Annotated in this window: 27 protein-coding genes; 17 read left to right on the top strand and 10 right to left on the bottom strand. The window is 43.9% G+C overall.

The window, feature by feature from the left end; translation table 11 throughout:
• Positions 1-121 precede the first annotated feature (121 nt).
• The gene (gene folE / locus K5R16_RS14295; RefSeq protein ID WP_220738234.1) at positions 122-781 is read left to right on the top strand and encodes a GTP cyclohydrolase I FolE; all 660 of its coding nucleotides are present in this window, start codon (positions 122-124) and stop codon (positions 779-781) included.
• A 118-nt stretch (positions 782-899) separates the two neighbouring features.
• On the opposite strand, the gene pyrE is transcribed toward folE, so the two are convergent.
• Together pyrE and rph are read right to left on the bottom strand one after the other, a co-directional pair.
• Complete coding sequence (gene pyrE / locus K5R16_RS14300) at positions 900-1,541, bottom strand: orotate phosphoribosyltransferase (protein ID WP_220738235.1); 642 nt, start codon at positions 1,539-1,541, stop codon at positions 900-902.
• A 118-nt stretch (positions 1,542-1,659) separates the two neighbouring features.
• Entirely contained in the window at positions 1,660-2,373 is a 714-nt protein-coding gene (gene rph / locus K5R16_RS14305) for a ribonuclease PH (RefSeq protein ID WP_020912308.1), read from the bottom strand.
• A 199-nt stretch (positions 2,374-2,572) separates the two neighbouring features.
• Here rph and K5R16_RS14310 point away from each other — a divergent pair, with 199 nt between their 5' ends.
• Complete coding sequence (locus tag K5R16_RS14310; RefSeq protein ID WP_044555825.1) at positions 2,573-3,436, top strand: YicC/YloC family endoribonuclease; 864 nt, start codon at positions 2,573-2,575, stop codon at positions 3,434-3,436.
• 94 nt (positions 3,437-3,530) lie between these two features.
• On the opposite strand, the gene K5R16_RS14315 is transcribed toward K5R16_RS14310, so the two are convergent.
• On the bottom strand, positions 3,531-4,304 hold the full coding sequence (locus tag K5R16_RS14315; protein WP_259649887.1) for a DUF1223 domain-containing protein: 774 nt from the start codon (positions 4,302-4,304) through the stop codon (positions 3,531-3,533).
• An 89-nt stretch (positions 4,305-4,393) separates the two neighbouring features.
• On the opposite strand from K5R16_RS14315, the gene K5R16_RS14320 reads away from it, so the two are divergent.
• A complete protein-coding gene (locus tag K5R16_RS14320; RefSeq protein WP_220738237.1) occupies positions 4,394-4,657 on the top strand; it encodes a Rho-binding antiterminator in 264 nt (87 codons plus the stop codon).
• Here K5R16_RS14320 and K5R16_RS14325 read toward each other — a convergent pair.
• Complete coding sequence (locus K5R16_RS14325) at positions 4,650-6,131, bottom strand: Na+/H+ antiporter NhaC family protein (protein WP_220738238.1); 1,482 nt, start codon at positions 6,129-6,131, stop codon at positions 4,650-4,652. The two genes, K5R16_RS14320 and K5R16_RS14325, sit on opposite strands and share 8 nt — an antisense overlap.
• A gap of 179 nt (positions 6,132-6,310) precedes the next feature.
• Here K5R16_RS14325 and K5R16_RS14330 point away from each other — a divergent pair, with 179 nt between their 5' ends.
• Complete coding sequence (locus tag K5R16_RS14330; RefSeq protein WP_220738239.1) at positions 6,311-6,514, top strand: cell division protein ZapB; 204 nt, start codon at positions 6,311-6,313, stop codon at positions 6,512-6,514.
• A gap of 184 nt (positions 6,515-6,698) precedes the next feature.
• Here the strand turns inward: K5R16_RS14330 and K5R16_RS14335 are convergent, their stop codons facing one another.
• The 6 genes from K5R16_RS14335 to K5R16_RS14360 all read right to left on the bottom strand — a co-directional run bounded on the left by K5R16_RS14335 (position 6,699) and on the right by K5R16_RS14360 (position 11,053).
• Entirely contained in the window at positions 6,699-6,911 is a 213-nt protein-coding gene (locus tag K5R16_RS14335) for a DUF1107 domain-containing protein (protein ID WP_020912289.1), read from the bottom strand.
• A gap of 793 nt (positions 6,912-7,704) precedes the next feature.
• Complete coding sequence (locus K5R16_RS14340) at positions 7,705-8,316, bottom strand: thiol:disulfide interchange protein DsbA/DsbL (protein ID WP_220738240.1); 612 nt, start codon at positions 8,314-8,316, stop codon at positions 7,705-7,707.
• Positions 8,317-8,471: 155 nt separating this feature from the next.
• Positions 8,472-9,506 carry a serine/threonine protein kinase gene (locus tag K5R16_RS14345; RefSeq protein ID WP_220738241.1) on the bottom strand — a complete coding sequence of 345 codons (1,035 nt, stop codon included), beginning with the start codon at positions 9,504-9,506 and terminating at the stop codon, positions 8,472-8,474.
• A 36-nt stretch (positions 9,507-9,542) separates the two neighbouring features.
• The gene (locus K5R16_RS14350) at positions 9,543-9,842 is read right to left on the bottom strand and encodes a DUF3630 family protein (RefSeq protein WP_220738242.1); all 300 of its coding nucleotides are present in this window, start codon (positions 9,840-9,842) and stop codon (positions 9,543-9,545) included.
• A 41-nt stretch (positions 9,843-9,883) separates the two neighbouring features.
• Positions 9,884-10,177, bottom strand: a complete 294-nt coding sequence (locus K5R16_RS14355; RefSeq protein ID WP_220738243.1) for a hypothetical protein — start codon at positions 10,175-10,177, stop codon at positions 9,884-9,886.
• A 111-nt stretch (positions 10,178-10,288) separates the two neighbouring features.
• The gene (locus K5R16_RS14360) at positions 10,289-11,053 is read right to left on the bottom strand and encodes a hypothetical protein (protein ID WP_220738244.1); all 765 of its coding nucleotides are present in this window, start codon (positions 11,051-11,053) and stop codon (positions 10,289-10,291) included.
• 346 nt (positions 11,054-11,399) lie between these two features.
• Between K5R16_RS14360 and K5R16_RS14365 the strand changes: the two genes are divergently transcribed.
• The 13 genes from K5R16_RS14365 (at position 11,400) to K5R16_RS14425 (ending at position 25,680) form a co-directional block, all read left to right on the top strand.
• Positions 11,400-11,795: a nitrous oxide-stimulated promoter family protein gene (locus tag K5R16_RS14365; protein WP_220738245.1), complete on the top strand. Its 396-nt coding sequence runs from the start codon at positions 11,400-11,402 to the stop codon at positions 11,793-11,795.
• A 214-nt stretch (positions 11,796-12,009) separates the two neighbouring features.
• The gene (locus K5R16_RS14370; RefSeq protein ID WP_259649888.1) at positions 12,010-13,227 is read left to right on the top strand and encodes a SpoIIE family protein phosphatase; all 1,218 of its coding nucleotides are present in this window, start codon (positions 12,010-12,012) and stop codon (positions 13,225-13,227) included.
• Between the two features lie 12 nt (positions 13,228-13,239).
• Positions 13,240-13,572 (top strand): STAS domain-containing protein, encoded by a 333-nt coding sequence (locus tag K5R16_RS14375; protein WP_220738246.1) that lies wholly within the window; start codon positions 13,240-13,242, stop codon positions 13,570-13,572.
• 13 nt (positions 13,573-13,585) lie between these two features.
• Positions 13,586-14,779, top strand: coding sequence for a sugar phosphate nucleotidyltransferase (locus tag K5R16_RS14380; protein ID WP_220738247.1), 1,194 nt, complete (start codon positions 13,586-13,588; stop codon positions 14,777-14,779).
• Between the two features lie 9 nt (positions 14,780-14,788).
• On the top strand, positions 14,789-15,238 hold the full coding sequence (locus K5R16_RS14385) for an ATP-binding protein (protein ID WP_259649889.1): 450 nt from the start codon (positions 14,789-14,791) through the stop codon (positions 15,236-15,238).
• Between the two features lie 100 nt (positions 15,239-15,338).
• Complete coding sequence (locus K5R16_RS14390; RefSeq protein WP_220738248.1) at positions 15,339-17,198, top strand: glycosyltransferase; 1,860 nt, start codon at positions 15,339-15,341, stop codon at positions 17,196-17,198.
• Entirely contained in the window at positions 17,185-18,519 is a 1,335-nt protein-coding gene (locus K5R16_RS14395; protein WP_220738249.1) for a DUF3131 domain-containing protein, read from the top strand. The genes K5R16_RS14390 and K5R16_RS14395 overlap by 14 nt, the downstream gene beginning before the upstream one ends.
• Positions 18,520-18,529: 10 nt before the next feature.
• Complete coding sequence (locus K5R16_RS14400; protein WP_220738250.1) at positions 18,530-19,924, top strand: DUF3131 domain-containing protein; 1,395 nt, start codon at positions 18,530-18,532, stop codon at positions 19,922-19,924.
• Positions 19,925-19,947: 23 nt separating this feature from the next.
• On the top strand, positions 19,948-21,336 hold the full coding sequence (locus tag K5R16_RS14405; RefSeq protein ID WP_220738251.1) for a DUF3131 domain-containing protein: 1,389 nt from the start codon (positions 19,948-19,950) through the stop codon (positions 21,334-21,336).
• Positions 21,326-22,303, top strand: a complete 978-nt coding sequence (locus K5R16_RS14410) for a hypothetical protein (protein ID WP_220738252.1) — start codon at positions 21,326-21,328, stop codon at positions 22,301-22,303. Before K5R16_RS14405 ends, K5R16_RS14410 begins: the two co-directional genes overlap by 11 nt.
• Positions 22,304-22,494: 191 nt before the next feature.
• Entirely contained in the window at positions 22,495-23,772 is a 1,278-nt protein-coding gene (locus K5R16_RS14415) for a glycosyltransferase (RefSeq protein ID WP_259649890.1), read from the top strand.
• 109 nt (positions 23,773-23,881) lie between these two features.
• Positions 23,882-24,208, top strand: a complete 327-nt coding sequence (locus K5R16_RS14420; protein ID WP_220738254.1) for an Hpt domain-containing protein — start codon at positions 23,882-23,884, stop codon at positions 24,206-24,208.
• A gap of 8 nt (positions 24,209-24,216) precedes the next feature.
• Entirely contained in the window at positions 24,217-25,680 is a 1,464-nt protein-coding gene (locus tag K5R16_RS14425) for a DUF3131 domain-containing protein (protein ID WP_259649891.1), read from the top strand.
• Positions 25,681-25,705 lie beyond the last annotated feature (25 nt).

The raw sequence follows: 25,705 nt of genomic DNA on the forward strand, positions 1-25,705 counted from the left end.
TTCTTAGCGCCAAGGCACCGCGTTAATGCTCTATTATTACTGTTCAGCGATACCAATAAAAATGTGAGTCGCAATAAAGAACACCGAGACAGTACCACTACCCGTTACAGTGGAGGACCTTATGACATCAAAAGAAGCTATCCTCAGTGAATCAGCGCAACTGGTTCAAACAGCTCTGCTTGAGCGTGGGCTTGAAACTCCAATGCTGCCCAGTGAGTTCACACCTGAAGAGCGTAAAGACAAAATAGAACATCATATGCGCGAGATTTTGACCTTAATGTCACTCGACCTACGCGATGATAGTTTGGAAGAAACCCCACGTCGCATTGCCAAAATGTACGTAGATGAAATTTTTTCAGGTCTCGATTACGCCAACTTCCCAAAAATCACCGTCATTGAAAATAAAATGGGTTTCGATGAGATGGTTAAAGTTAATGACATTAGCCTGACCAGCACTTGTGAGCACCACTTGGTGACTATCGATGGTTTAGCACGGGTTGCATACTTGCCACGTAAGAATATTATCGGTTTATCAAAGATTAACCGTATTGTGCGCTTCTTTGCTCAGCGCCCACAGGTGCAAGAACGTCTGACGCAGCAGGTATTAGTTGCCCTGCAAACTCTACTTGAGACTAAAGATGTCGCCGTAAAAATGGATGCGGTACATTATTGTGTTAAATCTCGCGGTGTTATGGACTCTACAAGTTCAACCACGACCACAGCGTTGGGTGGGATATTTAAATCTAACCCCGCTACTCGGGCTGAATTCTTGAGTAATTAGCTTCTAATACTAAGCAGTATAAGAATAAGTCTTACGCCTAAAACAAAAAACGCTGCGTCATCAACGCAGCGTTTTTTAGTTTTTGATTAAGCAAGGTTTCCGTCGCCGAAGCTATGCCTTAGATCCCGTATTGGTCACGGTAAGCACTGACTGAAGCAAGCTCCGTTTCCATCCCTGACTTTTCAGAAAGGTAGTTAATCAAGTCTTCTAGCTTGATGATTGAAACGATATCACAGCCAAAATCACGTTCAACTTCTTGAATAGCCGACAATTCACCTTTGCCTTTCTCTTGACGATCAAGTGCAATCAACACCCCAGCAAGCTTGGCGTTATGAGCAGCGATAATTTCCATTGATTCACGGATTGCAGTGCCTGCAGTTATCACATCATCAACTAGCATCACGCGACCTTGTAGTTCGCTACCGACTAGACTTCCGCCCTCACCGTGATCTTTTTTCTCTTTACGGTTAAAGCAGTAAGGCATATCAATATCGTGGTGGTCACACAAGGCTACTGCTGTAGTGGTTGCAATTGGGATCCCTTTATATGCAGGGCCAAATAACAGATCATACTCGATACCTGAATCAACCAACGCTGCCGCATAAAAGCGACCTAGGCGCGCTAGATCGCGGCCAGTATTGAACAAGCCAGCATTGAAGAAATAAGGGCTAGTGCGGCCTGATTTTAACGTAAATTCGCCAAATCGAAGTACCTGACGCTCAAGGGCAAACTCAATAAACTCACGTTGATAGGCTTTCACAATATCTCCTTAAAATATGTAGGGGTGATTCAATTTTTATAATAATTACTTTTATTATAAGTGCTGGCAAAAGGCACTTACAAAAAGGACCCCGCAGGGCCCGAATATCAAATGCTGTTTAGCTTAACGAAGCTTTCTGAATATCAACGATTTCTCGGATACCATGCTTAGCCAAGTCCAATAGGCTTAATAGCTCTTCATGAGTGAACGGCTCACCTTCAGCGGTGCCTTGGATCTCAATCATTTTACCCGTTTCAGTCATGACAACGTTCATGTCGGTTTCAGCAGCGCTATCTTCGATATATTCTAAATCGCAGATTGGCTCACCTTTGTAGATACCAACACTCACAGCAGCAATCAGGAACTTAAGTGGGTTCGTCTTCAATATACCTTTGCCACGAGCCCAGTTCAGTGCGTCAACTAAAGCCACACATGCACCAGTAATAGCAGCAGTACGCGTGCCACCATCAGCTTGGATAACATCACAATCGATAACGATGGTGTTTTCGCCCAAAAGCTTCATATCTACAGCGGCACGTAATGAGCGACCGATTAAACGCTGGATCTCTTGAGTACGACCTGACTGCTTACCACGAGCAGCTTCACGGTTCATGCGGCTATGAGTAGAACGCGGCAACATGCCATACTCAGCAGTTACCCAACCTTGACCTTGGCCTTTAAGAAAACGCGGTACACCCTCTTCAAAACTGGCAGTACAAAGGACTTTAGTGTCACCAAACTCAACCAATACCGAACCTTCGGCATGAGCGGTAAATTGGCGGGTAATCGTCACTGGACGAGATTGTGCTGGAGTTCTGTTGCTTGGGCGCATGGTGAATTCCTGTAGTTAAGAGCTAAGGGGTAATTTGGCTGCATATTATAGGGACATGTTGACCACTATGCCATCTCAATCACCTCAGCTAAGCAGAAAAGCTTGAAACTGTTAGCGAATAAACAGAGTTTGCTTTGACGCACTGCTTAAGCTGGCTATAATCACAGCTCACTTAGACGAACTACACTGGAAATCATCCATGATCCAAAGCATGACAGCCTATGCTCGCATTGAGCACAAAGCAGATTGGGGCACCGCCTCTTGGGAAATCCGTTCAGTTAACCAGCGCTACCTAGAAACTTACCTGCGCCTTCCGGAACATTTCCGCAGCTTAGAGCCCGTGCTTAGAGATCGTCTACGTAAACGTTTAAACCGCGGTAAAGTCGAAGTTAATCTGCGTTACGACCTTAATGAAGGTGATAGCAGCGAGCTGCAATTAAACCAAGAGCTTGCAAAGCAGATAATCAATGCTGCTAACTGGGTAAAAGATGAAGCCAAGCAAGGTGAACTCAACGTCGTTGACGTACTGCGCTGGCCAGGGGTGATGTCTAGCTCTGAGCAGGATATGGATGCCTTAGGTAAAGATCTGCTGAACGCTTTCAACTTAGCCATCGATCAATTCATTGAAGCCCGTGGCCGTGAAGGTGAAGCAATCAACACCATGTTACAAACCCGCCTTGACCAAATTGTTGATCAAGTAGCAGTTGTTCGTGAACACATGCCGGCTGTAATGCAATGGCAACGCGATAAACTGACTAACCGTCTAGCTGAAATCACCGGCGAGCTTGATCCTGCCCGTATGGAGCAAGAGATGGTATTAATGGCGCAGAAGATGGATGTTGCCGAAGAGATGGATAGACTTGATGCACACGTTGCCGAGACGCGTCTAATCTTGAAAAAAGGTGGCGCACAAGGTCGCCGTTTAGACTTTATGATGCAAGAGTTTAACCGTGAATCAAACACCTTAGCCTCAAAATCTATCAGCGCAGAAGTGACTGCCGCCGCGGTAGAGCTTAAAGTACTTATCGAGCAGATGCGCGAGCAGATCCAGAACGTTGAATAATCACCTCCTGGTTGCAATTAAGCCCAGCACTGCTGGGCTTTTGTTTATCTACGGCTAAATTACGTTAAGACGAGTCTAGAACCCAATATCAATACTAATCAACGATAGGTTGCAACCAATCTCCAACAGCTTGTATTGGTTGATGCCTCTGCTCTACCCATGCCACCCAGGCGAGTTTTTCTGCGCTGTTGATATGCTTACTTTCAATAACAACTTCACCAACAAAAGATTGTGGATGCTGCTTTTCAGGCTCAAACTCTTGATGCTCAAGCACGGTAAAGTCATGCTCTAACAGCTTATTGCGATTCTCCCCTCGAGTGACTTTGGTTTGTAGTCCTGCAGCGACTAACGCTAGGTGTAGAGTCAGTGGCACATCATTGCCGGTTTGGTTGTTAAAATGAGCCTTGAGCTGATTGCCTTTTATATTAACCGACAAAGCGCCAACCTCAACTTGTGGCTTACTGAGAACATCACCCAGCTTGCGATCGAACCATCCACGCCACTCTTGGCCATTAATCACAAACTGTGGGGTATAAACTTGGCCAGTATGCTTGGCATTAAGATGATCATATTGACGCTGGCTAAAGACTCGTTTGCCGTAGGGGTCTTTCCAGCCTATGTAGTTCCAATAAGTCACATGAAACGCTAACGGAAAGTATTTGTCCCAAAGCTCGGTCTGTTTACTAAAGGCAGATAGCCAAGTTTCGGCCGGTGGACAGCTGCTGCAACCTTGAGAGGTATAAAGCTCAATAAAGTAGGGCTTGTTGACTGTGCTCTGTTTGTTAAAGTCAGTGATGCTTTGTGCGCCAGCGTTGACTGAAAGCAGCAAAAAGAAGAGCATCGTAAAGCGTATAAATTTGGCTAACATAAACTGATACCGAATGGGCTTTTTAAAATAGACCCTGCTAAGCCAGTAAATCATTCACCAGCTAATACCGATTAGTATAAGGCGGTTTCATGGAGCACTATCAGATTGTAAATTGTCATTGTCATGACTATTTAGAGCTTGCTTGCATACGAGGCTATGCATTGCTTTTAGAGCTAAAGCAGCGCGCTAATCTAACCGCAAAAGCCATTACGCTTGAAACTCACAGCGACAAAACCGAATGGCTAATTGTTGCTAATAACGGTACACAAGAGAGCATTCGGTTAGATCAGATAGTTGCCATAACACCAACCGACAGTGGTGCTAGTTTTCAGCGTGTTAAGATTGCTAGTTAGCTGCAACCGGCATCTGTTTCGGGCTAGTTTTATGATAAAGCCCCAACATCAATAACGCACAAAGCAGTACTGCTAACCAACTCCACAAAGTTGCTATACCTAGGTTAATTAACTGAAAACCGACAAGAGCACTAAGGGCTGCGATGATTGCAAAAGGAAGTTGAGTGACAACGTGAGCGTGAGGCTCACAACCTGAGCTAGTCGCACTTATGACGCTAGTATCGGATATTGGTGAACAATGGTCGCCAAATACTGAGCCCGCCATGACCGCACTCAATACCGGTAACATCAAAGCCTGATCCACAGCCACAGCAATTTCAGCTCCGATAGGGATCATAATCGCAAAGGTTCCCCAGCTTGAACCTGTGGTAAATGCCATGATTGCACAAAGCAAAAAGGTACCAGCAACCACAACATTGCTCGAAATAAACTGCTCTGCCCAACTTGCCAGTAGCTTGGCTACACCTAAGTCACCAATAACAGCGCCTATCATCCAAGTAAACAATAAGATGGCGATTGCAAAGCTAATAACTTTAACCCCTGCCAGCATATCTACAGCCAATAATGCTAACGTTCGTCCCGAGAATTTAAGCATCAATAAGGCTATGCCTGTCGCTAGAATACAGGCATCGCGCATCGCTGCGCCAATATCGGCAGAGGTGATCCACTGGGTGATATCCATTGATTGTGAATGAGTCGCACCAGACCATAGAGTAAAGCCCACTGAAGCCAACAGTAAGCTCGCCATCGGTATACCTAATAGCCATGGGCTACCAGCGTCCACTTCATCTACTGGTTGCTCTTTTTCTGCGGTATAACCAAAGCCAATGCCAAACCATGCAATGAGTAACGACAACACTATAACGGTAATGGCGTAAAAATTGAGTTTTGCTATTTCGATAAAAGATTCAAGTGGCGACATTGGTAATAGGGCGATTCCAGCCAGAATAGCCATCACATACGGGCCCCAACTAGAAAAAGGCAACAGCGCGCATAAGGGCGAAGCATTCGAATCAACAAGATAAGCAATCTGCTCTTTACTCATGTTATAGCGTTGGCTCAAAGGCTGACAAACATGGCCAACCGCTAGGCAACTAAAGATGCCATCAATAAACACCACCCACCCCAGCAGAACCACCCCAACCCGTGCCTGACGACCACTTTGAATGCGGTGATACAACCAGTCTGCAAAGGACTTTACCGCACCGCCTCTCGCTAATAATTGGGTCATCATGCCCAATAGCACCATCGCAGCGAGTACATTAAGATGCCAAGCTTGCCACTGTCCATCAGCATAAAGCTGCATCCAAGCTTTTGATGACAAATATACAATCGTATTAAGCGGATTAAATTCGCTAAGAATAAGTGCACCAGAAACAATACCGACACCCAAGGCAACCAATGTACGCCTTAAAACTAACGCTAACACTAAGGTTAATAGCAATGGAGTGAGCATTAAGATATTGGCCAACATGGCTGCATTTCCTATAGAAATAAAGAGAAGAATACTAACGACTTAGTAACAAGTACAAAAAAAAGCCAATCTCACGACTTTTATCAGAAGATTTTGGTCCATTTAGCATAATTAACTATTCACTAAGACCCCGTCGCTGCTAGAATCGGAGCTATCATCATGCTACCAAAGGGACTCCCATGAGCCTTGAACTATTGTCAAAATTGGAAACAAAAATCCAAGCTGCACTTGAAACTATCGAGCTACTAAAAATGGAGCTTGAAGAAGAGAAACAAACAAGCACCAGTTTGACAGAACAAAACCAACACTTACAACAAGAATTGAATTCTTGGAATGAAAAAGTAACAGGTTTAGTTGGCTTACTTAACGAAGAGGTTAGCTAACCTTTTTAGGTGAGTTGGCGTAATCGTTATTTTTGCAGTTGTGTCGCTACGCTTATTTACATAGCGACACCTGCGAAAATGATTACTGTGATTTACTGAGCAGAGGCGTGTCGTTGTGCTTCAATCCTTCACTTTACACAAAATCATGTGAAACTTTGACCAATTAACAATGCAGCCACTAATACTATGCGGTTTGCATTTCACTATTTTGCGACTCAATTAACTCATTGAGCTCCAATATAGCTTGCTTAACTTTAGGTAAGCTCTTCCTTGGCAATAAAAATCTTCCTTTATCAAATTCAATTCGACCTAGGTCTTTTACCCAGATCACCCCAGTTAAAAAAATGCGCGCATGCTTTACAATTAGCTTAGGTGCATAGACAGGAAAAACTCTCACAAGACCTCCCCACAACTTTTGATTGTTGTTATATGTTTTAGTTGGACAGGTGTTTTACCATGAGAGTTTCATGAGATCGAAAATAAAATTGTAACTATTTGAATCAATTTTATACAAGCTGTAAATTCTTTTTTCCAATCAGGCACCTAAATAGAAACAATAATAAATTGTCGCTTGCCAATTTTTTGACACCCTGTTAACGTTTAACTGTTACTCAGGGTAACGTTGAGCTATATAGCTCCGTAGCCGTGCTTCTTGCGACCAGGAAGCGCGGTTTTTTTATGCCTAGATTTTAACTAATACCAATTGCATTAAAAGTTTGACCATTCAGCGGGAATTCAAAACGCTGTAGGAAAGTAGTGGGATTTGAGCTAATAGTTATTCTCGGCTCTGGCATCCTGCTTCGCTCTCGATAATTACTCCTGCATTGTTCTACCTTCGACCATCCTTGGTCTCATACCTCCTAAATCTGACCGCCAAGGAGGGCTGGAATGTCTTATTTTGTATGGAACAAAATAGACCATTTAGTCGTATATCCAAATCCCATAGCGAATCATACAGCGTATTACCCATTTTTTACCTCAGCCACACTACGTAAGCCCCTCAGTCTTTCCACTTCTGCTTTGCATTGGCTTAAAAGGGAACAACCATTTGTTTACCAATGCGCTTTGAATTGAAAAAACTGGGGGCTCTGAACGGGTCAAATACCTAATGCAATTGGTATCACTGACTCCCTTAAACAGCAGACATAAAAAAGGAGCCATTAGGCTCCTTCATTGTCATGCTATCGTGCTTACTTCATTGTTGTAAGGTAGTAAGCAATATCAAGTAGCTCGTCGTAAGACTTGATAGCACCAGTTTCTACACGGTACTTACCATTAACTACTAGCGCTGGAACGCCTGAGATCTTAGCATTTTGGGTTGCACGCTTCATTTGAGACATTTGTGCATTAACCATGAAAGAGTTAGCAGCAGCGTCAAATGCTTTACCGTCTACGCCGTTCGCCACAAATATCGCTTTAACATCATCACGGTTAGTGAAGTGCTGTTTCTTGTCATGAATTGCAGAGAAAATCGCAGTTTCCATTTTCTCATCAACTTTTAGTTGATGCGCTACAGCAAAGGCACGAGACATCTCTACACCCATGTTGCCATTAATGAAATCAACGTGATTTTGCTTAAAAGTCACGCCTTCAGGCAAGCTAGCTTTAATTTTTGGCACTTCTGATTTAGCGAAGTTATAACAGTGCGGGCAATAGAAAGAGAAATACTCGGCAATTTCAGGCTTTGCCGTTGCAGGGCCTTGATTAACCACGGTGTAATGCACACCCTCTTTATAATCTGCAGCCATTGCTGTCATTGGGGCAACTAAAAATGCTAATGCGACCAGTAATGCTTTTTTCATGTAAATTCCTTGGTGATGCTTAACGCACCTTTAATAATTTTTAAGATAACATAATGCCCTTTCGAGTCGACCTCAAGCGCATAAGTTCATTTTTCTGTTACAAAATGAGAGTCATCACAGAATTTCTCTCATGCTTTCATCGATAAAACGCCAAGCTAATACTGCGGGAGCAAACTCAGTGGTGGCTCATCAAGTGCAGCCAACTGCTCCTTAAAAGATAATATTTGCTGCTCCCAATATTTATCTTCCGCAAACCATGGGAAGTTCATTGGAAAAGCAGGGTCTGCCCAGCGACGACTGAGCCATGCGTTGTAATGCAGCATGCGCATCGCTCTTAAAGGTTCGATAAGTTGTAGCTCTCGGGTATCAAACTCACAAAACTCTTCATAAGCTTCTAGTAGCACTTCTAACTGTAAAACCTGCTGTGGTCTATCCCCAGCAAGCATCATCCAAATATCTTGCACTGCGGGCCCCATTTTGGCGTCGTCTAAATCCACAAAACCGGGGCCATCTGGCGTCCACAAAATATTGCTTGGGTGCAGATCACCGTGCAGCCGAATATTTTTATAATTTTTCGGTTGCCACATAGCGCTGGCTTTCTCGAGGATCTGTTCAACCACAGTGAAATAAGGCAGCGCTAAACCAGAGGGAATATGACCAGACTCTTTAAGCCACTTTAATGACTCGTCACCCAATAGTTGTGGCGACAACGTATCACGGTAGACAAAATCAGCTTGCTTAGAAAACTGATGAATACGACCTATAAACCGCCCCACTGACTCTAACTGATCTAAGTTATCGACCTCAAAAGCACGCCCACCGATAGAGGGAAAGAGTGCAAACCGAAATCCTTGGTATTCATGTAATGAACGGCCATCAATGATGACAGGAGTCGCAATAGGCACTTCTTGCTCGCTCAATGCCGCAGAGAAGTCATGCTCCTCTTGGATCTGTTGATCTGTCCAGCGCTCTGGGCGATAAAACTTTACCACATAGCGTTGCCCTCTATCACAGCGAAACTGATAGACACGGTTTTCATAACTATTCAGGGCCAACAAGCCTGTTTCAGGATAAATTCCTAAGGTTTCAATGGCGGTCAAAATCAGGTCTGGTGTTAAGGCTTGGTAGTGAAATGCTGAATCTTCATCTGTTGCCGTGATGATAACCTTACTAGGCTCTGCTCTATTCATTTTTTTATGCTCTAACTATTAGTCAATATGGCTGAGTTACAGCGCTAAATAAGGCTTCATTAACTTTGCTAAATACACCAGCACGTCAAATTCATCCTCTCTCTCAGTAGATAACCAACAGATATCACCATAAAATTCATAGTGCAGCTGCAAGTGTGACCCTTCAAACTCCAATAACCATTGATGCCTGTCTGCCCCCCACTGCTTTTCAACCACTCGACAATCAATCGCTTTTGCAAACGGCTCTGCAAATTGTTCAAACTGCTCGAAATCAATATCTGCCTGCACCGATAAACTTAACGTTTCACGATCTAACTTAATAGCATTTAGTTTCATCTATCTACTCTGCAACTATTTTAATTAAAACTACCTTTCAGTTAACGGCCGGACACGACTTGATTTTTACACATCAAGTTCTTACCGTCGGCAACGCACAAGTGGCCACATATATAGTCTGGATTTTTATCATCACTCAAGCGCAGCAAGCCTTTACCTTTAGCATGACACTGCTCAATTGATGCATAGTAGCCGCTGATGAACTCTCCAGAGTGCTCCACATTAGGCTTTACTGCTGCATCAGGATAATAAAGCAGCGTCCATTCTGGTGAATCGGTACAAGCTGTTAAGCCAAGAGTTATAAAAGTAATTAAGCATATTAGGCGTAATTTCATGCTAAAGATCCTATAAATAAAAAAGGCGAACAGATGTTCGCCTTTTAGTAAGCAACTTAAGTCCATTCTACACCGCTTAGATGAGAATTGATGAACTTTACTGTGATTACATTATTTATTCGCTTTGGCTTTTGCCTTTTCAATACGAGTAATACGACCTTCAAAACCAGTAACCGTTCCGTCACTCACACCGTGTTTAATTGCTGTCTTACACAACGCAATTGCAGCATCAAACTCTCCATTGTCGTTCAATAACGTCGACATATGCATAAGACCAATCCCTTTAACTTCGGTTTCAGGGTTAGTGGCTTTAGTTTCAGCAAAATATACAGTGAACAAAGCGCTATAGCGCTTAGATAAGCCTGCGCCATACTCAACATACTCGCTCTGCTTACGCTGCTTATAACATTCAGCAACCCCAACAGACATTGCAGTATATTCAGCAGCCGAATCAGTTGCTGCTGCAGTATCGGCAATCGCCTTAGTTAATTTAGCATTCGCCCAAGCTAAACCCGTCGCAGTTGCTTTTGGCTCTGGCTCTGGCTCTGGCTCTGGCTCTGGCTCTGGCTCTGGCTCTGGCTCTGGCTCTGGCTCTGGCTCTGGCTCTGGCTCTGGCTCTGGCTCTGGCTCTGGCATGATTTCAAGCGCCTCCCCTTCAATATCAAGCTTTTTATCAAAGCTGACACCTTCATCTGGAGCCGTTGACACGTCAGTATCTTCTGTAGGAGTAATATCTTTTACTGCAGTCTCAGCAGCCTCATTGGCAGCCTCATCTTGCTGAGCTTTTTGTTCTTGTTCTTCATTTGCTAATCGCTGAGTACGCTTATAGAGATAAACGCCAATTAAGATAAGCAAAATAATGGCAATAATTTTCATTGTGTTCCACCAGTGGTTGGCCAGAGACTCAATCTGTGAGTCTGTTTAAGCATGTCAAATTGCACGAAAATAGAACGTTATTATTAATCTATTCTCTTTCCTAAAATCAAGTATTTATACCTATTTTTTAATCGGGTATCAAAAATAGTGCACTATATCGGCCAATTTAGTCAAAAAGGCAGCATAATTCAGTTGAAATAGTTCACTGATAAAATGGAAAGCTTGCACTAAACGGCGTTTTAAAGCGCTATTTTGTGCGCACCTTCAAACTTTAATACATGAATTTTGTTTGTCGCTTGGTTGAGTTTTATGATGGTAATAACCCAGTAGCTTACTAAGGTATAACATGGCTTTTGAACAACTATTAACTGGCAAATTACTTAGCGAGTTTAAAACCATCTCTGCAATGGTTGATATCTATTGCAAAGCACACCATAAAAGCACTGATGGCGATGTTTGTCAGGACTGCCAAGAATTCAAAGAATATGCTCATACGCGCCTAGACCGATGTCCATATGGACAAGATAAGCCAACGTGTAATAAGTGCCCTGTACATTGTTACAAACCACATATGAAACAAAAAGCTCGCGAAATAATGATATTCGCAGGCCCTAGAATGTTACTTCCACACCCTATCATGGCCATTAGGCATTTACTCTCTGAGCGTAAAGATGCGCCTGGCAAGCCACCAGTAGAAGCTTCAAACAGACATCTTCGCATTAAAGTTAAGTCTGAAAGTTAACCTTCTAAGCACTGCTGGCTAACTCTGCTGGTTGCAGACAAATTATATATCTGACTCATTCTATTGAGAAAACATCCCTAAGCGCACAATACTCTCAAACTAGTGTTATGCGCTTTCTTGTTGTATCTAAGATTCACTACTAGACTTTCGGAAAGTAAACGGACTTATTTGAACAGCGCTGTAATAGCAATATTGCTCGCTGGGACCATTCAGCATGGAGGCTGCAGCTTTGACTAAAGAGATCCTGCTCGTAGAAGACAATAAGGTCATGTTGTTGATGATGTCGCAGATGTTGTCTTCGCGCGGATATAAAGTCGTGACCGCCAAGCACGGTATAGATGCACTCTCACAGCTCAAATCTCACCCCGACATTCAGCTTGTTCTTAGCGACTGGATGATGCCAGAGTTAACCGGTATCGAACTTTGTTACCAGCTAAAATCTCCTGAGTACGACCGCTATATCTTCTTCGTTCTACTTTCAGGCCGAGACGATAAAGAATCAATTGTGGAAGGCATCAACGCTGGCGCAAATGATTTTGTCGCAAAAGATACCAACATCAATGAACTTGATGCCAGACTAAAGGCTGGCTTTAGAACGCTTGAATTGCACAACCAGCTAGTGGCTAAAAATATCGAGCTCGATCGTGCCTACGCCACCATAAAACAAGATCTCGAGTCAGCCAGCGACCTCATTCAACGTATGCTACCAAACCAAACAAGCTTTAAAGGCGTAGAAATTAACTACACCCATATTCCCAGTGCACAAATTGGCGGTGATATGCTGGGCTGTATGCAACTCGATGAAGAACACATAGCCGTTTATCTGTTTGATGTTGCCGGGCACGGTGTTGCTTCCGCCTTAATGTCATTTTCTATTCAGCAAAGTATCAGCTCAAATTCAGGCACCGCCTCCAATGTTAAACGTAAGAAAGATACTGACCCCTTTTATAGCCTTATCGAGCCAAATGAAGTCATCTCTCACCTAAATCAAAGTTATATCAGCCAAGATCAAAATAACCTGTATTTCACTATGGTTTATGCGGTCTTAAATACTAAGAGCGGCCTTTTAAGCTATGCCTTTGCTGGTCACCCACCGATAATTTGGCTGAAGAAATCAGAACATTGTAGTGAATTTATCGAGCAAGATAGCTTTGTAGCCGGCATGTTCGACTTTGCAGAATACAAAACTGAGCAGATAAAGCTTAAGCCGGGAGATCGCGTATTCCTATATTCCGACGGCATCACAGAAGCGGAAGATCAGCAAAAAAATCAATACTCTGAAGTGAGGTTAAAACAACTCGTTCTGGAGCAGAGCGATAAACCAAGAGATCAGCAAACCGACAGTATCGTCCAAGCCGTTAGTACTTGGGCTGGCATAACACAGTTCGATGATGATATCAGCCTGCTTGCCCTTGAGTGGCAAGGCGAATAGAGAGGAAACACTATGCAATTCGATATTATAGAAAAAGGCCAGTACACCATAGTTCAAATCAATGAAGGTCGTTTTGATGCCAAACTAGCTCCGGCATTTAGAGAGCAACTAGAGCAAGTCAAAGGCAATATTCGTGACCACTTAGTACTAGATTTAGGACAAGTACGCTTTATGGATAGCAGTGGACTCGGTGCGGTAATGGGCGCTTATAAAATGCTGCGCAATACCAAAATAAGCATTGTTAACCCACAAAAGCCCGTCACGGATCTGCTCAAACTAACCCGTATGGACAAACTAATTCTCAGCCACCCAACAATTGAAGATGCACTGGCTCCAACCGCTTAAAGAGGTAGATGTTATGAAAGGAATGATCTTAGCCGCAGGGAAAGGCACGCGTATTAAGCCAATATCTTACGCAATTCCAAAGCCGATGGTGCCAATTTTGGGGAAACCCGTAATGGAATCGATGATCCAACTATTTGCCAAAAATGGCATAGATAAAATAGTGATCAACACCAGCCACTTGGCTGAAATTATCGAAAACTATTTTGGCGATGGTCACCATTTCAATGTGCAGCTTTCCTATTCATATGAAGCCAAAGAAGTTAACGGGAAGTTTGTTAGCCAAGCATTAGGTTCAGCTGGCGGTATGAGAAAAGTGCAAGATTTCTCAGGCTTTTTCGACGAAACTTTTGTGGTAGTTTGCGGCGATGCTTGGATCGATCTCGATCTAAAAGCAGCCGTCGAACATCACAAGAAGCACGGCGGTATCGCCACTATTATCACTCGCGAGGTGCCCTCTTCTGAAGTGAACAAATACGGCGTTGTGGTTACAGATAAATATGAGCAAGTGGTTAGCTTTCAGGAAAAGCCACTAGAGTCAGAGGCGCTATCAAACAAGATCAATACTGGCATCTATATTTTCGAGCCCGCCATCTTTGACTTCATCCCCAAAAATACTGAGTTTGACATTGGTAGCGATCTATTTCCTCTGTTAGTCGAAAGAAAAGCGCATTTCTATGCCGTTAATATGGACTTCCAATGGCTAGATGTTGGTAAGGTTAAAGACGTCTGGGAAGTGACCAGTGATATATTGAATGGAAAAGTGAAAGGCTATCCAATTCCTGGCACCCAGTTAGCACCCGGCATTTGGGTGGGTATCAATACCCAAATTGATATCTCTAAATGTAAGATCACTCCGCCAGTAATTATTAGCAGTGGCTGTGAAATTCAAAATGGCGCGACCATCATAGGTCCAGCTGTTGTGGGGGCTAATTGCAAAGTCGACGCTAAGAGTCTTGTCAGCAATACCCTCATCTGCGATTACATCCACTTAGCTAATGACGCCTACATCGTTAACAAAACCATGTTTGGTGATTACCTATTAGGGCACGACGGTTATACCCAGCTGTTGGCCGACTGTCAGTACGTGCATATTCTGAAAAACCGTAATGTTTCACGCCCTTTAACGGGACAAGCCACTATCAATGATTTCTATAATGCACTGCAAACACCAATCACTGCTCCTGTGCCACTACAACAGGTGAAATAAGGTCAACTTATGGATGTGAACACAAGGACGTTTCACAAAGAGTACCTCAGCAGCTTAGAGGCATCTAGAGAGGTCGCGGAAGACATAGTGCCTTACTGGAATAGCTTAGGACTTAATGAACTGATTATAGGGCAAATGGAGCTTTGTCTTGTTGAGGTGGTCAACAATGTTTTTGAGCATGCCTACAGCAATAACGAAGGCGACAAGTTTGTAGCGAAATCCTATTTGACTAAGGCTCAAAATATAATCCTAGAAATCTCTGATTTTGGTCATTCAATGCCAAGTGGCGTGCTTGAAGAGCTATTGAGTACAGACTTTGTAGAACCACTAGCCGACGACCCAGAAACTTGGCTACAGAGCAAACGAGGACTGAAGATCATTCAGGAGCTATCAGACAAGTTAGAGTATTTTTCACACCAAAATCGCAACACATTAAAGCTACAAAAAAGCGCAAGCTGAACCAATATTAATTGCAGTTCAGCCCATGCGGCAAGACTTGAGGTAGCCACAAGATAAAAGCGCCTTAGTCAAAACCGATAAGTGCACGGAGAATAGATAAATGGACTTTTACTTCAGTGAGTTTGAAAAGCGAACTCCACCGCAACCTGCAAGCTATAGCGCATCAAGAGAGCTACTTTATCAGTATCTAGCAACCTGTAATATTGCGCTAGGTATCTGGTATCTCGTGTGGCGTTGGGGATTTGCGCTCAATTACGATGCGATGTGGTTTTCGCTACCGCTGGCTTTTGCAGAGTCCTGTGCGTTTGTCGGTTCAGTGCTGTTTGCTTTTAACCTATGGAAGACTGCTGACGAGCCGATTAAGAATCCACCAGCCACGATAAATGAATGCATTATTGACCCCATGGATGATAGACCCATCGCTGTCGATATCATGTTTCCTACCTACGATGAGGAACCCGAGTTAGTTGCTCTTAGTATTCGAGATGCCTTAAATGTGCGTTACCCTCACGAAATAGAGACCCGTATTTTTATTCTCGATGATGGCCGTCGCCCTGAAATGGCACAGCTTGCTGCCGACATGGGGGTTGAGTACATCACTCGTGATAATAATATTGGTTATAAAGCCGGTAACTTGCGCAACGCACTTGAACAAACCTACGGCGATTTTATTGTTATTTGCGATGCGGATACTCGCCCTTTTCCCAGTATTTTAGAAAATACCTTAGGCTACTTTAAAGACCCCGACGTAGCTTGGGTGCAAACACCACAGTGGTTCTTCGATCTCCCAGCAGGAGAAAGATTACCTGCTTGGCTCAAGAAGCGCTTAGGAACACCGATTAGTTGGCTCGGTACGGCATTTGAGAAGATCTATGGCCCAGTCACACTCGGGCGTGACCCATACGCCAACGATCCACAGATGTTTTACGACGTAATACAACGTCGCCGTAATTGGGCCAATGCTTCATTCTGCTGCGGCGCTGGCTCGATTCATCGCCGTGAAGCTGTCATGGAGGCTGCACTAAGAAGTTATAGCCAACAGATCAGTAAAGAGCATGAGGAAGTTGAAAAACAGATCCGCAAACTCACGAAAGAAAAAAATGTCGATAGAAATATCTCCGCTAACCTGCGGCAAGAGATCATCTTCGATACTGAATTTACACCCTACAAATTTCATGTTTCCGAAGATATTTACACCTCGCTTATCCTTCATGGTGATACCGAACGAGAATGGCGATCCATTCAACATCCTCAAATCGAAAGCAAGATGCTATCGCCGCAAGACTTACAGAGCTGGACAGTACAACGCTTTAAATATTCGGGCGGTTCGATAGATATCTTCATGAATGATAATCCATTATTTAAAAAAGGCATGAATCTAAAACAGAAGCTAATGTATGGCGCCAGCTTTTGGTCTAATCTTTCAGCGATTTGGAATATCATCTTCTTAGCCTGTCCAATCGTGTATTTCCTTACCAGCATTGCGCCTGTCAGTGCTTACGACACAACATTCTATATGCACTTTCTACCTTTTGTTATTACTGCAGAACTTGCGATGATGGTCGGTACTTGGGGCGTTGCGGGTTACCAAGGCAAAACAAATTTCCTCTCTTTTTTTCCGGTCAACTTACGGGCTTTATGGACAGTTCTACGCGGTAAAAAAATCAGTTTTCCCACCACTCCAAAAAATCGTCAGCAAGGTTTATTCCTACACCTGGTGATCCCACAAATCTCAGTATTTGTACTCAGCCTTGGCAGTATGATTTTTGCCTGGTACGCCTACAGTAGTCACTCATTTGGCAGCTACTCCCTCGGCGGACTGATCCTCAATAGTTTTTGGACCATCAATAACATGATGGCCATGTGGGGCATGATCGCCGCCGCATGCTGGTCACCGCCAGCAGATGATGTACCTACCACAGTTGAAACCACCAAGGAGTTAGATTATGGAATCGAGTAGCTCATTTGTAAAAGCGCGTCACCATATCGTGTTCTTAGCAGGGCTATTTACGGCACTCGCCATCGCTTTCACAATCGAAACCCGTGAATACAATCAAGTGATGGGCAATCTCTCTTTCGCACCATCTGAGCCCATTCCTTTCAGAGAAAGCCGAGTATTGACTGATCAAGAATATCAGTGGGCAAAAACTGCTTGGCGCTACTTCGAAAATAATTATCAAGACAATACAGGCTTAGTCAACTCAGTAGATAGCTACCCTTCAACAACCATGTGGGATACAGCATCTTATCTAATGGCACTCATCTCAGCCCATCGCCTTAACGTGATTAGCTATGACGAATTCAACCTAAAAATGGAGAAGGTGTTAGTCACCTTAGCGCGACTTCCTTTAGTTAGAGATGAGTTACCCAACAAAGCTTACAATACACAAACCCTGCAAATGGTTGATTACACGAACCAACCAACAAATGGTACCGATGGCATTGGTTGGTCTGCCATTGATATCGGTCGTATTCTTGTGCCGATGAACATTCTTATTTGGCAGTACCCCAAGTTCAACAAGCAAGTAAACAGTGTATTGCAACATTGGCAAGTGGGAGAAATGACTAAAGATGGCTACCTATTTGGCTCAAGACCGGCAGCTTCTGGCGCTGGACTAGAGTTAGTGCAAGAGGGTCGTATTGGTTATGAAGAGTATGCATCGAAAGCATTAAGCCTTATGGGTCGCGATGTATTTAATGCTTTAAAATATGCCGACTATCTGAAGCTGATTACCATTGATGGCATTGAAGTTCCGACTGATAGCCGCGATCCCGCCAAGTATCACGCCCATAACTATGTGGTAAGTGAATCCTATATTCTCGACAGCATAGAGTTCGGTGCAGACAGTGTGTCACGGATCTTCGCCTTTAGAGTGTATCAAGCCCAAGAACAGCGCTACAAGCGCTCTGGCATTATCACTGCGGTCAGCGAGGATAACATCGACCAAGCTCCCTACTTTGTTTACAACACCGTGTTTTCTGATGGTAAAAAGTGGAACACCATTACCGATACTGGTGAAGATGCCTCTGACTTTAAAACGCTATCAACTAAAGCGGCTTTCGGTTGGTATGCGCTTTATGACACCCCTTATGCCGATAAGCTTATCACTGGTGTCGATAGCCTCTATTCCGATAGTAAAGGCTGGTATTCAGGTCTTTACGAAAAGACCGGCGAAGCCAATAAAGCGATTACCGCCAACACAAATGGCATCGTCTTAGAGTCATTAGCTTATATTCAAAATGGTGCCTTATTGAATGTCGGCGTAGCAAACCAACTATAGAGAGGTGCCTATGAAAATAATTTTAGTGCTATGTATCGCTCTATTTGTGGTTGCATGCGGCAATAGTTACCAAGGTTTTTCTAACGATATCGTTAAGCGACATTCTCATTGGGATGTTCCCGAGCCACGTTCAGGAGAGTTAACCGAACAAGAGATGGAAATGGCGACTATTGCATGGCAATACTTCGTCAATAACTATCAAGAGTCTACAGGTATGGTAAATGCGGTAAACGATTACCCCTCGGTCACTTGGTGGGATGCATCATCCTATCTAGCAGGAATGGTCAGTGCCTTGGAGTTTGGCATTATTGAAAAAGCAGAGTTCGATCGTCGTTTTATCCGCTTTATTGCCACTCTCAATACCATAGACCTATTTATGGGGGAACTACCAAACAAAGCGTATAACACCCAAACTGCCGCCAAGGTGGATTATGCTAACCAGCCCGGTGAAATTGGTTACTCGGCGCTAGATCTGGGGCGACTACTGATATGGCTCCACATTGTTAAACATCGATTTCCACAGTATGCCAGTGCTATCGACTCAGCTGTATTGCGCTGGAACTTCTGCAATGTGGTCGATGAGACTGGCACGATGTTTGGTGCACTGCTAGAACCTGGCAAACCTGTGCAGTATCTACAAGAAGGTCGCTTAGGCTATGAAGAGTATGCCGCTAAAGGTTTTGAGCTTTGGGGCTTTAATACCAAGCAAGCCTTGATGCCTGAACCCTACGCCACCATTAATATGTATGGTTACGACATCCCCTATGACACCCGCGATCCACGCAAGCTAAAAGCCCATAGTTATGTGGTAACAGAAAGCTATGTCCTTGACGGGATAGAATTTGGTTGGGACGTCACCTCAGATCGCAGCGCACACGACAACAATTATAGCCATGAATGGGTCGCCGAATTTGCATTGCAGATCTATCGAGTGCAAGAAAAACGCTACCACGAAACCGGCATTATCACCGCAAGAACCGAGCATCAACTCGCTGGAGCGCCCTACTTTGTTTACGACACGATTTATACCGATGGCTTTGCCTGGAACACCATTTCAGAAGCGGGTGCTTTCCTGCCTCAATACTCAGCGGTCGCTATCAAGGGCGCTATGGGAATGTGGGTGTTATGGGACACTGAATATACCGACCTGCTATTTGAGCATGTGAGCCATGTTTATGACCGCGAGAAAGGCTTCTATGAGGGGATATTTGAGAATGGCACAGGGCTGATTGACACCTTTACCTCCAACAACAACGGTATTCTACTTGAGATCCTACTGTATAAAAAGCAAGGAAAATTACTTCAGTATCAATCAACTACTGCGCCTAGTCTATGGGAAAAAGCACTGCAAAGTCCTTTTGGTTATGAAGGCCAATGTTTACCTAGAACAGTTTCAGCTGACTAGTTCAGCAACCTAACTGGGGTCATATGCTACGACAATGTGTTTTGCTGTTATTACTGCTCAACCTTCAAGCTTGTGGTCTTGTATACCAGGGAGTTCAATCCGGGGTATCTGGAGTAAATGAATCACAGTTTATACGTCAAGGTCGGCACGGTGAACTCAACGAGCAAGAAATTGCTTGGGCCAATACTGCTTGGAAGTATTTCACCAATAACACCCAACTATCTACAGGGTTAGTCAACTCCATAGACAACTATCCCACCATGGATATGACCTCTCTGGCTGATTACCTTATTGCACTGCAGGCGGCCCGTCAGTTTGAACTAATTTCCAGTAAAGCCCATGATGAAAGGCTAACCATGGCGATTGATTTTTTGGTAAAAATGCCACTCACTCGTCAGGGCGTGCCGAATAAAGTCTATTCGACCACCACCCGTACCATGGTCAACTACGCTAACCAACCTGCAGAGTTAGGCTGGTCAGCTATTGATATTGGTCGACTACTCATCGCCTTAGCGATCACCAAACAGCACAACCCAGCATTTTCAGAATATATAGATAAAGCTGTTTTGCGTTGGAATTTCTGCGCTTTAGTCTCCGATAAGGGAGAGCTTTATGGAGGCAATATTAATAATGGCCAGATACACAGCTACAAAGAGGGGCGTTTAGGCATTGAAGAGTATGCCTCTTATGGCTATTTAGACTGGCAAATCATCCCCAAAAAATCAATGAAGCTTGAACCATACGAAGTCGCGACAATCAATGGTATTGATCTGCTTTTCGATGGCAGAGATCCCCGCTTCTTTGATGTGTTAAGACCCGTATTTAGCACGCCTTATCTGTGGTTAGGGCTAGAGTTTAACTGGGACGATATTGACGATCTTAGTTCACTCGACGCCCTGCATAGTAATCAGTCTTTAGCCGCTATGGCTGACTCCATCTATCAAGTTCAGCAAAGTCGTTGGGATATGGAGCGAATTTATACCGCCCGCGGTGAGCATGTCGTTTCTGGTGAACCTTATTTCGTCTATGACGCTATTTATGCACTCGGCACCCCTTGGATAACTGTCGCTGAAGATGGTAGCAGCCACGACCAATTAGCACTTATCTCTACTCGGGTTGCCTTTCAAATGTGGGCGCTATGGAAAACAGATTATACCGAGCGGCTAATCACGCTAGTAAAAGAGTTATACCACCCACAGCGAGGCTGGTATGAAGGCCGCTATGAGCTCTCAAGCGCCTATGAAAAAAGTATCACATTAAAAACCAATGCTGGCGTGCTAGAGGCATTGCTGTACAAAGTAAATGGCAAGCTTTACCAAGCTAAAGAGGGAAAAGAATATCGCGATGTTCGTTTCAACTCTCGCTTCGATCATCCTGGTAAATGCTTAGTGGAGACATTCGATGAGATATAAATATTATTTAGCCATGGCGCTTGCACTATGGCTAGTGACGAGTGGTAAAACCGCGCTGGCTGAAGCGCTTAACCTTGAGTTACGCCCCTTTAGTAAGGGGAACTATCAATTAGCAAAAGGGCGCTATCCACAAGCTGCAGCCCATTGGCATCAACTAAGCGTTTTATTGTTAAGTAATCCGCAAAAAGTATCGCAACAACAGATGTGGCAATCGGCAGGTCTTGCCGCATCACTCGCTGCCATTGCAGCGGATAAATCCGAAGACCCAATCGCCTATCAATATTGGGCAGATAGCACTCGCTATCTGCTAACTGGCGGAACCAATTGGTCTCAAGTGCAACAAAACCTACATCAACGTCTAGAAACCGCTAACACTCAACTGTCGGTCGCCATGCAAGTCACCGATGTCACAAGCGGAATAGACGAGAATCTTGATGTAGAACTGACCGCACTGCAGCTGTGGGATGAAAAATTGAATCTATTTGCCTTTACTACACCTAGACTTGGTCTCAATCGTTATGACGCAGAAATCGACAATAGCGTAAGCCTATCTGTTCCATCTATCGCACCAAATGCTCAACGCCAAGGGACAGGTAAGAAACTATCGGGATACGATAGTAATTTTTCCCATTCCCCCTCTTTTACTCCAACCCCATCACCCACTTCAATTGACGCTACTAACGCACAAGCAGAACAACAGCCTGAAGCGCTGATAATTAACACCTCCGATGCTGGAACTGCTGCATCTGCACAAGCCCTCTCAGAAACAATTATGCCGACGCCAGATATTGCTGAAGAACAAACTACAATCGCGATTAATCCACTGGGAATTAGCAGCATCAATCAAACACAAGCAACTAAAGTAGAGTCGCTACAAAAGCGGCAAATAGAACCTACTCAGCTAACAGAAAAAACGATAGAAAACACAGTTTCAGAAACCGCTACCCAGGAGGCTAAAAGTCAATGAAATCGCTAACAAAGACTAAAGATACAGCGTTATAAACTAAACCAAGGCCGGTGGAACACTATAACCTGCAATTAATAATGTTGCTCCGCTTGCTGTTTAAAGGATCTATTACTACATTTTAATAAGCTTAATGTCGTTGCAGAATTAACTGTAGAGCACTCAGGAAGAGTCAATAAATGAAAGGATTCATTATGAAAATGCATAAAGAAGATCTCCAACAAATCTATCGCTCTGCCAGCGACCAATTTGATCTCACCGAATCCACACATCAGATTTGCCTCCTTGAGTTGGCAGACTCTTTACTCGATCTAAAACAGACCTCACCTGCACAACTCGCCGCGTTGGCTCGAAAAGAGGACTGTCCGCTGGCGTTCAAATTAGCTGTAAAGCTTGTGCAGTCACGAAAATACTTAAAGCAGATCAGCAAACCTATTTCCATTGGCGTTGTCTTTGCCATGTGGGGTGAGCACCACCGATTGCTAGAGAAAAGCCCATCAAATATCAATGGGGAAAACGCTTTACTGACCAAAGTCACTCAGCTCATATGGGCATGCAAAGGCACCAAGGTTAGTTGGCAGCTTTACCCTGTTGATGATGGTTGTCCTCACGGTAGTTTCGCTATAGCCAATCGCATAGCGAGCAGAAGTTCACAACCAGAAAAGATATCGGTGCTCAACCTCACAGACGGCATTACTGCGACTAAGGGGCCACTAGCTAAACTCAATGATGTAGATGATTCAAGAAAAGGCGGCGCGATTATTCATGGCTGCATGCAAGCACTAGACGATGGTGTTGACGCTGTTATCTACACCGATGCTGACAACTCTGTGCACATGGGACAGCTAGGGCTGATATTAGCTCCCTTTGTCGCCAACAACGCTCAGGTTGTGCTGGGTAATCGTAAAGATCCACTGTCTATTTTAGTCAAACAAGAGCAGCGCTGGGGGATCGGAATTAAAACTCTGAGGCATATGCAAAGAATGGTTGGCTCAGCCATTTTTTCACAAGGCATTTACGACACCCAAGCAGCTTACAAGCTGTTTAGTCGTGAAGCGTTGCTTGCAATTCTCGAGCAGCCAACCGTATACGACTTCTCCTTCGATACCGACTGGATTTTAGCGGCGATGCAACAGCAACAGCACATTGCCACCGTACCTTTTGCTTTTATCGACTCAGCAGCGGAGTCAGCCTCTATTACCCAAGGTCCCATGAGTACTTGGTTAACCTTACTGCAAGGCTTAGTAAAAGCACTACGTGCAAGGGGAGCGGATTACAATCAAGAGATGGCACAACTGATCGACAAAGAGATCAAAACGGTGGCAGATTTAGACCGCATCATAGATCTATTGCCAGAAGAACTTTTACATGCCAGTGACGCTGAACTTGGTAGCCCTCAATTGATGAGTCCAGCGGCATTAAAGCAGTGGTTGGATAAAGTAAAAGCCGAGCAACTCGCTACCACAGCTTAGGTAAGACTCATCCAAGCTACACACTCGTGCGCACGCCAATATTCGCACTGCTGCCCTACCTTTTAATATGCTGCACATAGCCGAAAAATGAGTAACAAAGGATCTAAAAATGATAGCCGTTAATGAATTAAAAGCACTATGTGGAGATGATGACGCCATGGTGAGAATGCTACTTAGCATTTACTTAGAAGAATACGGAGAAAGCGATAATGTACTTCAAAGTCGCTTCTCTAAGGATGACATTGATGGTTTATTTCAAATTTCTCACGAACTAAAAGGGATGTTTAGTAACCTTTGCGCTAAAGACGCAATGACATTAGCTCAAGCAATTGAATCAAGCTCTCAAGCTGGAGCACTTCCTAATCAAAATGATATCAATGCGCTTTGCGGCAAGATAAAAGAGATTAACCAGCAGATAGAAGGTATTTTGCAATAGGGTGCATATTGAAGCCACCAGCATCGCTAAAGAGCATACTGCAGATTGCAGTGTGCTCTTTCATCATTCTAAGCGCAGCGACCACGCATCATACTTGGGCAAACAATAATAAAAAGCAGCTAGATGATCAAACGCCAGCATCAGCTAGCCCACAAAGGGTATCAAGGGTCATACAGGGCTCAGAGCCTCAAGTTCAAGTGCAGATTGAGTTTCAGCGACGAGCCGTAATACCGCAAGCTAACGTTATAGAAACAAGTAAAGCAGCTGCTATAACTGCCAATAGCCAAAGCCCTGACAGTACCGTAATCCTTAAGACAAACATCCTCCCCCTCACCCCAAAGCCAATATCCGTTCCCCTAAACCGCCATGAAAAACTTCTCATTAATAAAGCCCAGCGCTACATAGATAAAAACTGGAATGAAGAAACCGGAATGATTGATTCGGTGCAAGGTTACACCCACGCCACTATGTGGGATGTAGCCAGTGGCATAGGAGCACTATTAGCCTTAGAAGCGCTCGGAGTCAGCGATCCACACATCATCGATATTCGACTTGCTAAGCTCCTTAATACTCTTTATGAATTGCCTTTGTATGACGATAAACTGCCCAATCGACAATACAATACTGTCACAGGCAAACCATCAGGTAACTTTAGCCAAACCCCATCAAATGGTAATGGTTGGTCGGCTTTGGATCTTGGACGTCTGTATATTTGGTTGACAATTGTGGCGCAAAGAAAGCCTCACCTAGCTATGGATGTCGACAACATCAAGTTTAAGTGGCAACTCAATGCAGCTGTTCACAACAAAACACTGTATGGCACTAAACTCACATCTAAAAAGGAGTACTTTCGCCAAGAAGGCCGACTGGGCTACCTACAATATGCTGCTACGGGTTATCAAATGATGAACCTGGATGTTGCTCATGCATTTAGCTGTAAGCGACTGCAACAGGTTGATATTGATAGTCTGATGCTAAAAATCGATACTCGCAACCTGCCCTTTCTAACACTTGATCCATTTCTGCTTTACACCATCGAAATTGGTAATAAAGCTTCATGTTGGAACCAGCTAGACACACTGTTCAAACTGCATAACACTCAATATCAAGCGACTCAAAGACTAACCGCTTATGCAGAGGATTCATTGAGCAAGTCGCCTTGGTTTTTATACAACAATATTTACTACCAAGGTCAGGCTTGGCATAGCGTCTCTCACTCTGGCAAAGCCATCGCTGATTCACAAATATTTAGCAATAAAGCCGCGTTTGCGATGAGTGTTATTTTTCAAAATGAGTACAGTCAGAACCTCGCAATACAGGTCATAACCAACAGTGCCCGCCATCAAGAGGTTCCTACTGGGCTTTACCGTGATGGAAAAACAAATACCGCCTATAATATAAATACTAACTCGCTGATCTTAGTCAGCCTTTGGTACAAAATGCGTGGCCGAAAAGCAATTTGGCAAGAGTAAAAACGGTCAGTAACCGAATGCCAAA

This window comes from Shewanella sp. c952 (assembly GCF_019654975.1).
Classification (GTDB): domain Bacteria; phylum Pseudomonadota; class Gammaproteobacteria; order Enterobacterales; family Shewanellaceae; genus Shewanella.

Bases quoted from the DNA above. Each gene is read 5' to 3' on its own strand.
- folE (WP_220738234.1), top strand. From the start codon at position 122: ATGACATCAAAAGAAGCTATCCTCAGTGAATCAGCGCAACTGGTTCAA.
- rph (WP_020912308.1), bottom strand. From the start codon at position 2,373: ATGCGCCCAAGCAACAGAACTCCAGCACAATCTCGTCCAGTGACGATT.
- K5R16_RS14310 (WP_044555825.1), top strand. From the start codon at position 2,573: ATGATCCAAAGCATGACAGCCTATGCTCGCATTGAGCACAAAGCAGAT.
- K5R16_RS14315 (WP_259649887.1), bottom strand. From the start codon at position 4,304: ATGTTAGCCAAATTTATACGCTTTACGATGCTCTTCTTTTTGCTGCTT.
- K5R16_RS14320 (WP_220738237.1), top strand. From the start codon at position 4,394: ATGGAGCACTATCAGATTGTAAATTGTCATTGTCATGACTATTTAGAG.
- K5R16_RS14325 (WP_220738238.1), bottom strand. From the start codon at position 6,131: ATGTTGGCCAATATCTTAATGCTCACTCCATTGCTATTAACCTTAGTG.
- K5R16_RS14330 (WP_220738239.1), top strand. From the start codon at position 6,311: ATGAGCCTTGAACTATTGTCAAAATTGGAAACAAAAATCCAAGCTGCA.
- K5R16_RS14340 (WP_220738240.1), bottom strand. From the start codon at position 8,316: ATGAAAAAAGCATTACTGGTCGCATTAGCATTTTTAGTTGCCCCAATG.
- K5R16_RS14345 (WP_220738241.1), bottom strand. From the start codon at position 9,506: ATGAATAGAGCAGAGCCTAGTAAGGTTATCATCACGGCAACAGATGAA.
- K5R16_RS14350 (WP_220738242.1), bottom strand. From the start codon at position 9,842: ATGAAACTAAATGCTATTAAGTTAGATCGTGAAACGTTAAGTTTATCG.
- K5R16_RS14355 (WP_220738243.1), bottom strand. From the start codon at position 10,177: ATGAAATTACGCCTAATATGCTTAATTACTTTTATAACTCTTGGCTTA.
- K5R16_RS14360 (WP_220738244.1), bottom strand. From the start codon at position 11,053: ATGAAAATTATTGCCATTATTTTGCTTATCTTAATTGGCGTTTATCTC.
- K5R16_RS14365 (WP_220738245.1), top strand. From the start codon at position 11,400: ATGGCTTTTGAACAACTATTAACTGGCAAATTACTTAGCGAGTTTAAA.
- K5R16_RS14370 (WP_259649888.1), top strand. From the start codon at position 12,010: ATGGAGGCTGCAGCTTTGACTAAAGAGATCCTGCTCGTAGAAGACAAT.
- K5R16_RS14375 (WP_220738246.1), top strand. From the start codon at position 13,240: ATGCAATTCGATATTATAGAAAAAGGCCAGTACACCATAGTTCAAATC.
- K5R16_RS14380 (WP_220738247.1), top strand. From the start codon at position 13,586: ATGAAAGGAATGATCTTAGCCGCAGGGAAAGGCACGCGTATTAAGCCA.
- K5R16_RS14385 (WP_259649889.1), top strand. From the start codon at position 14,789: ATGGATGTGAACACAAGGACGTTTCACAAAGAGTACCTCAGCAGCTTA.
- K5R16_RS14390 (WP_220738248.1), top strand. From the start codon at position 15,339: ATGGACTTTTACTTCAGTGAGTTTGAAAAGCGAACTCCACCGCAACCT.
- K5R16_RS14395 (WP_220738249.1), top strand. From the start codon at position 17,185: ATGGAATCGAGTAGCTCATTTGTAAAAGCGCGTCACCATATCGTGTTC.
- K5R16_RS14400 (WP_220738250.1), top strand. From the start codon at position 18,530: ATGAAAATAATTTTAGTGCTATGTATCGCTCTATTTGTGGTTGCATGC.
- K5R16_RS14405 (WP_220738251.1), top strand. From the start codon at position 19,948: ATGCTACGACAATGTGTTTTGCTGTTATTACTGCTCAACCTTCAAGCT.
- K5R16_RS14410 (WP_220738252.1), top strand. From the start codon at position 21,326: ATGAGATATAAATATTATTTAGCCATGGCGCTTGCACTATGGCTAGTG.
- K5R16_RS14415 (WP_259649890.1), top strand. From the start codon at position 22,495: ATGAAAATGCATAAAGAAGATCTCCAACAAATCTATCGCTCTGCCAGC.
- K5R16_RS14420 (WP_220738254.1), top strand. From the start codon at position 23,882: ATGATAGCCGTTAATGAATTAAAAGCACTATGTGGAGATGATGACGCC.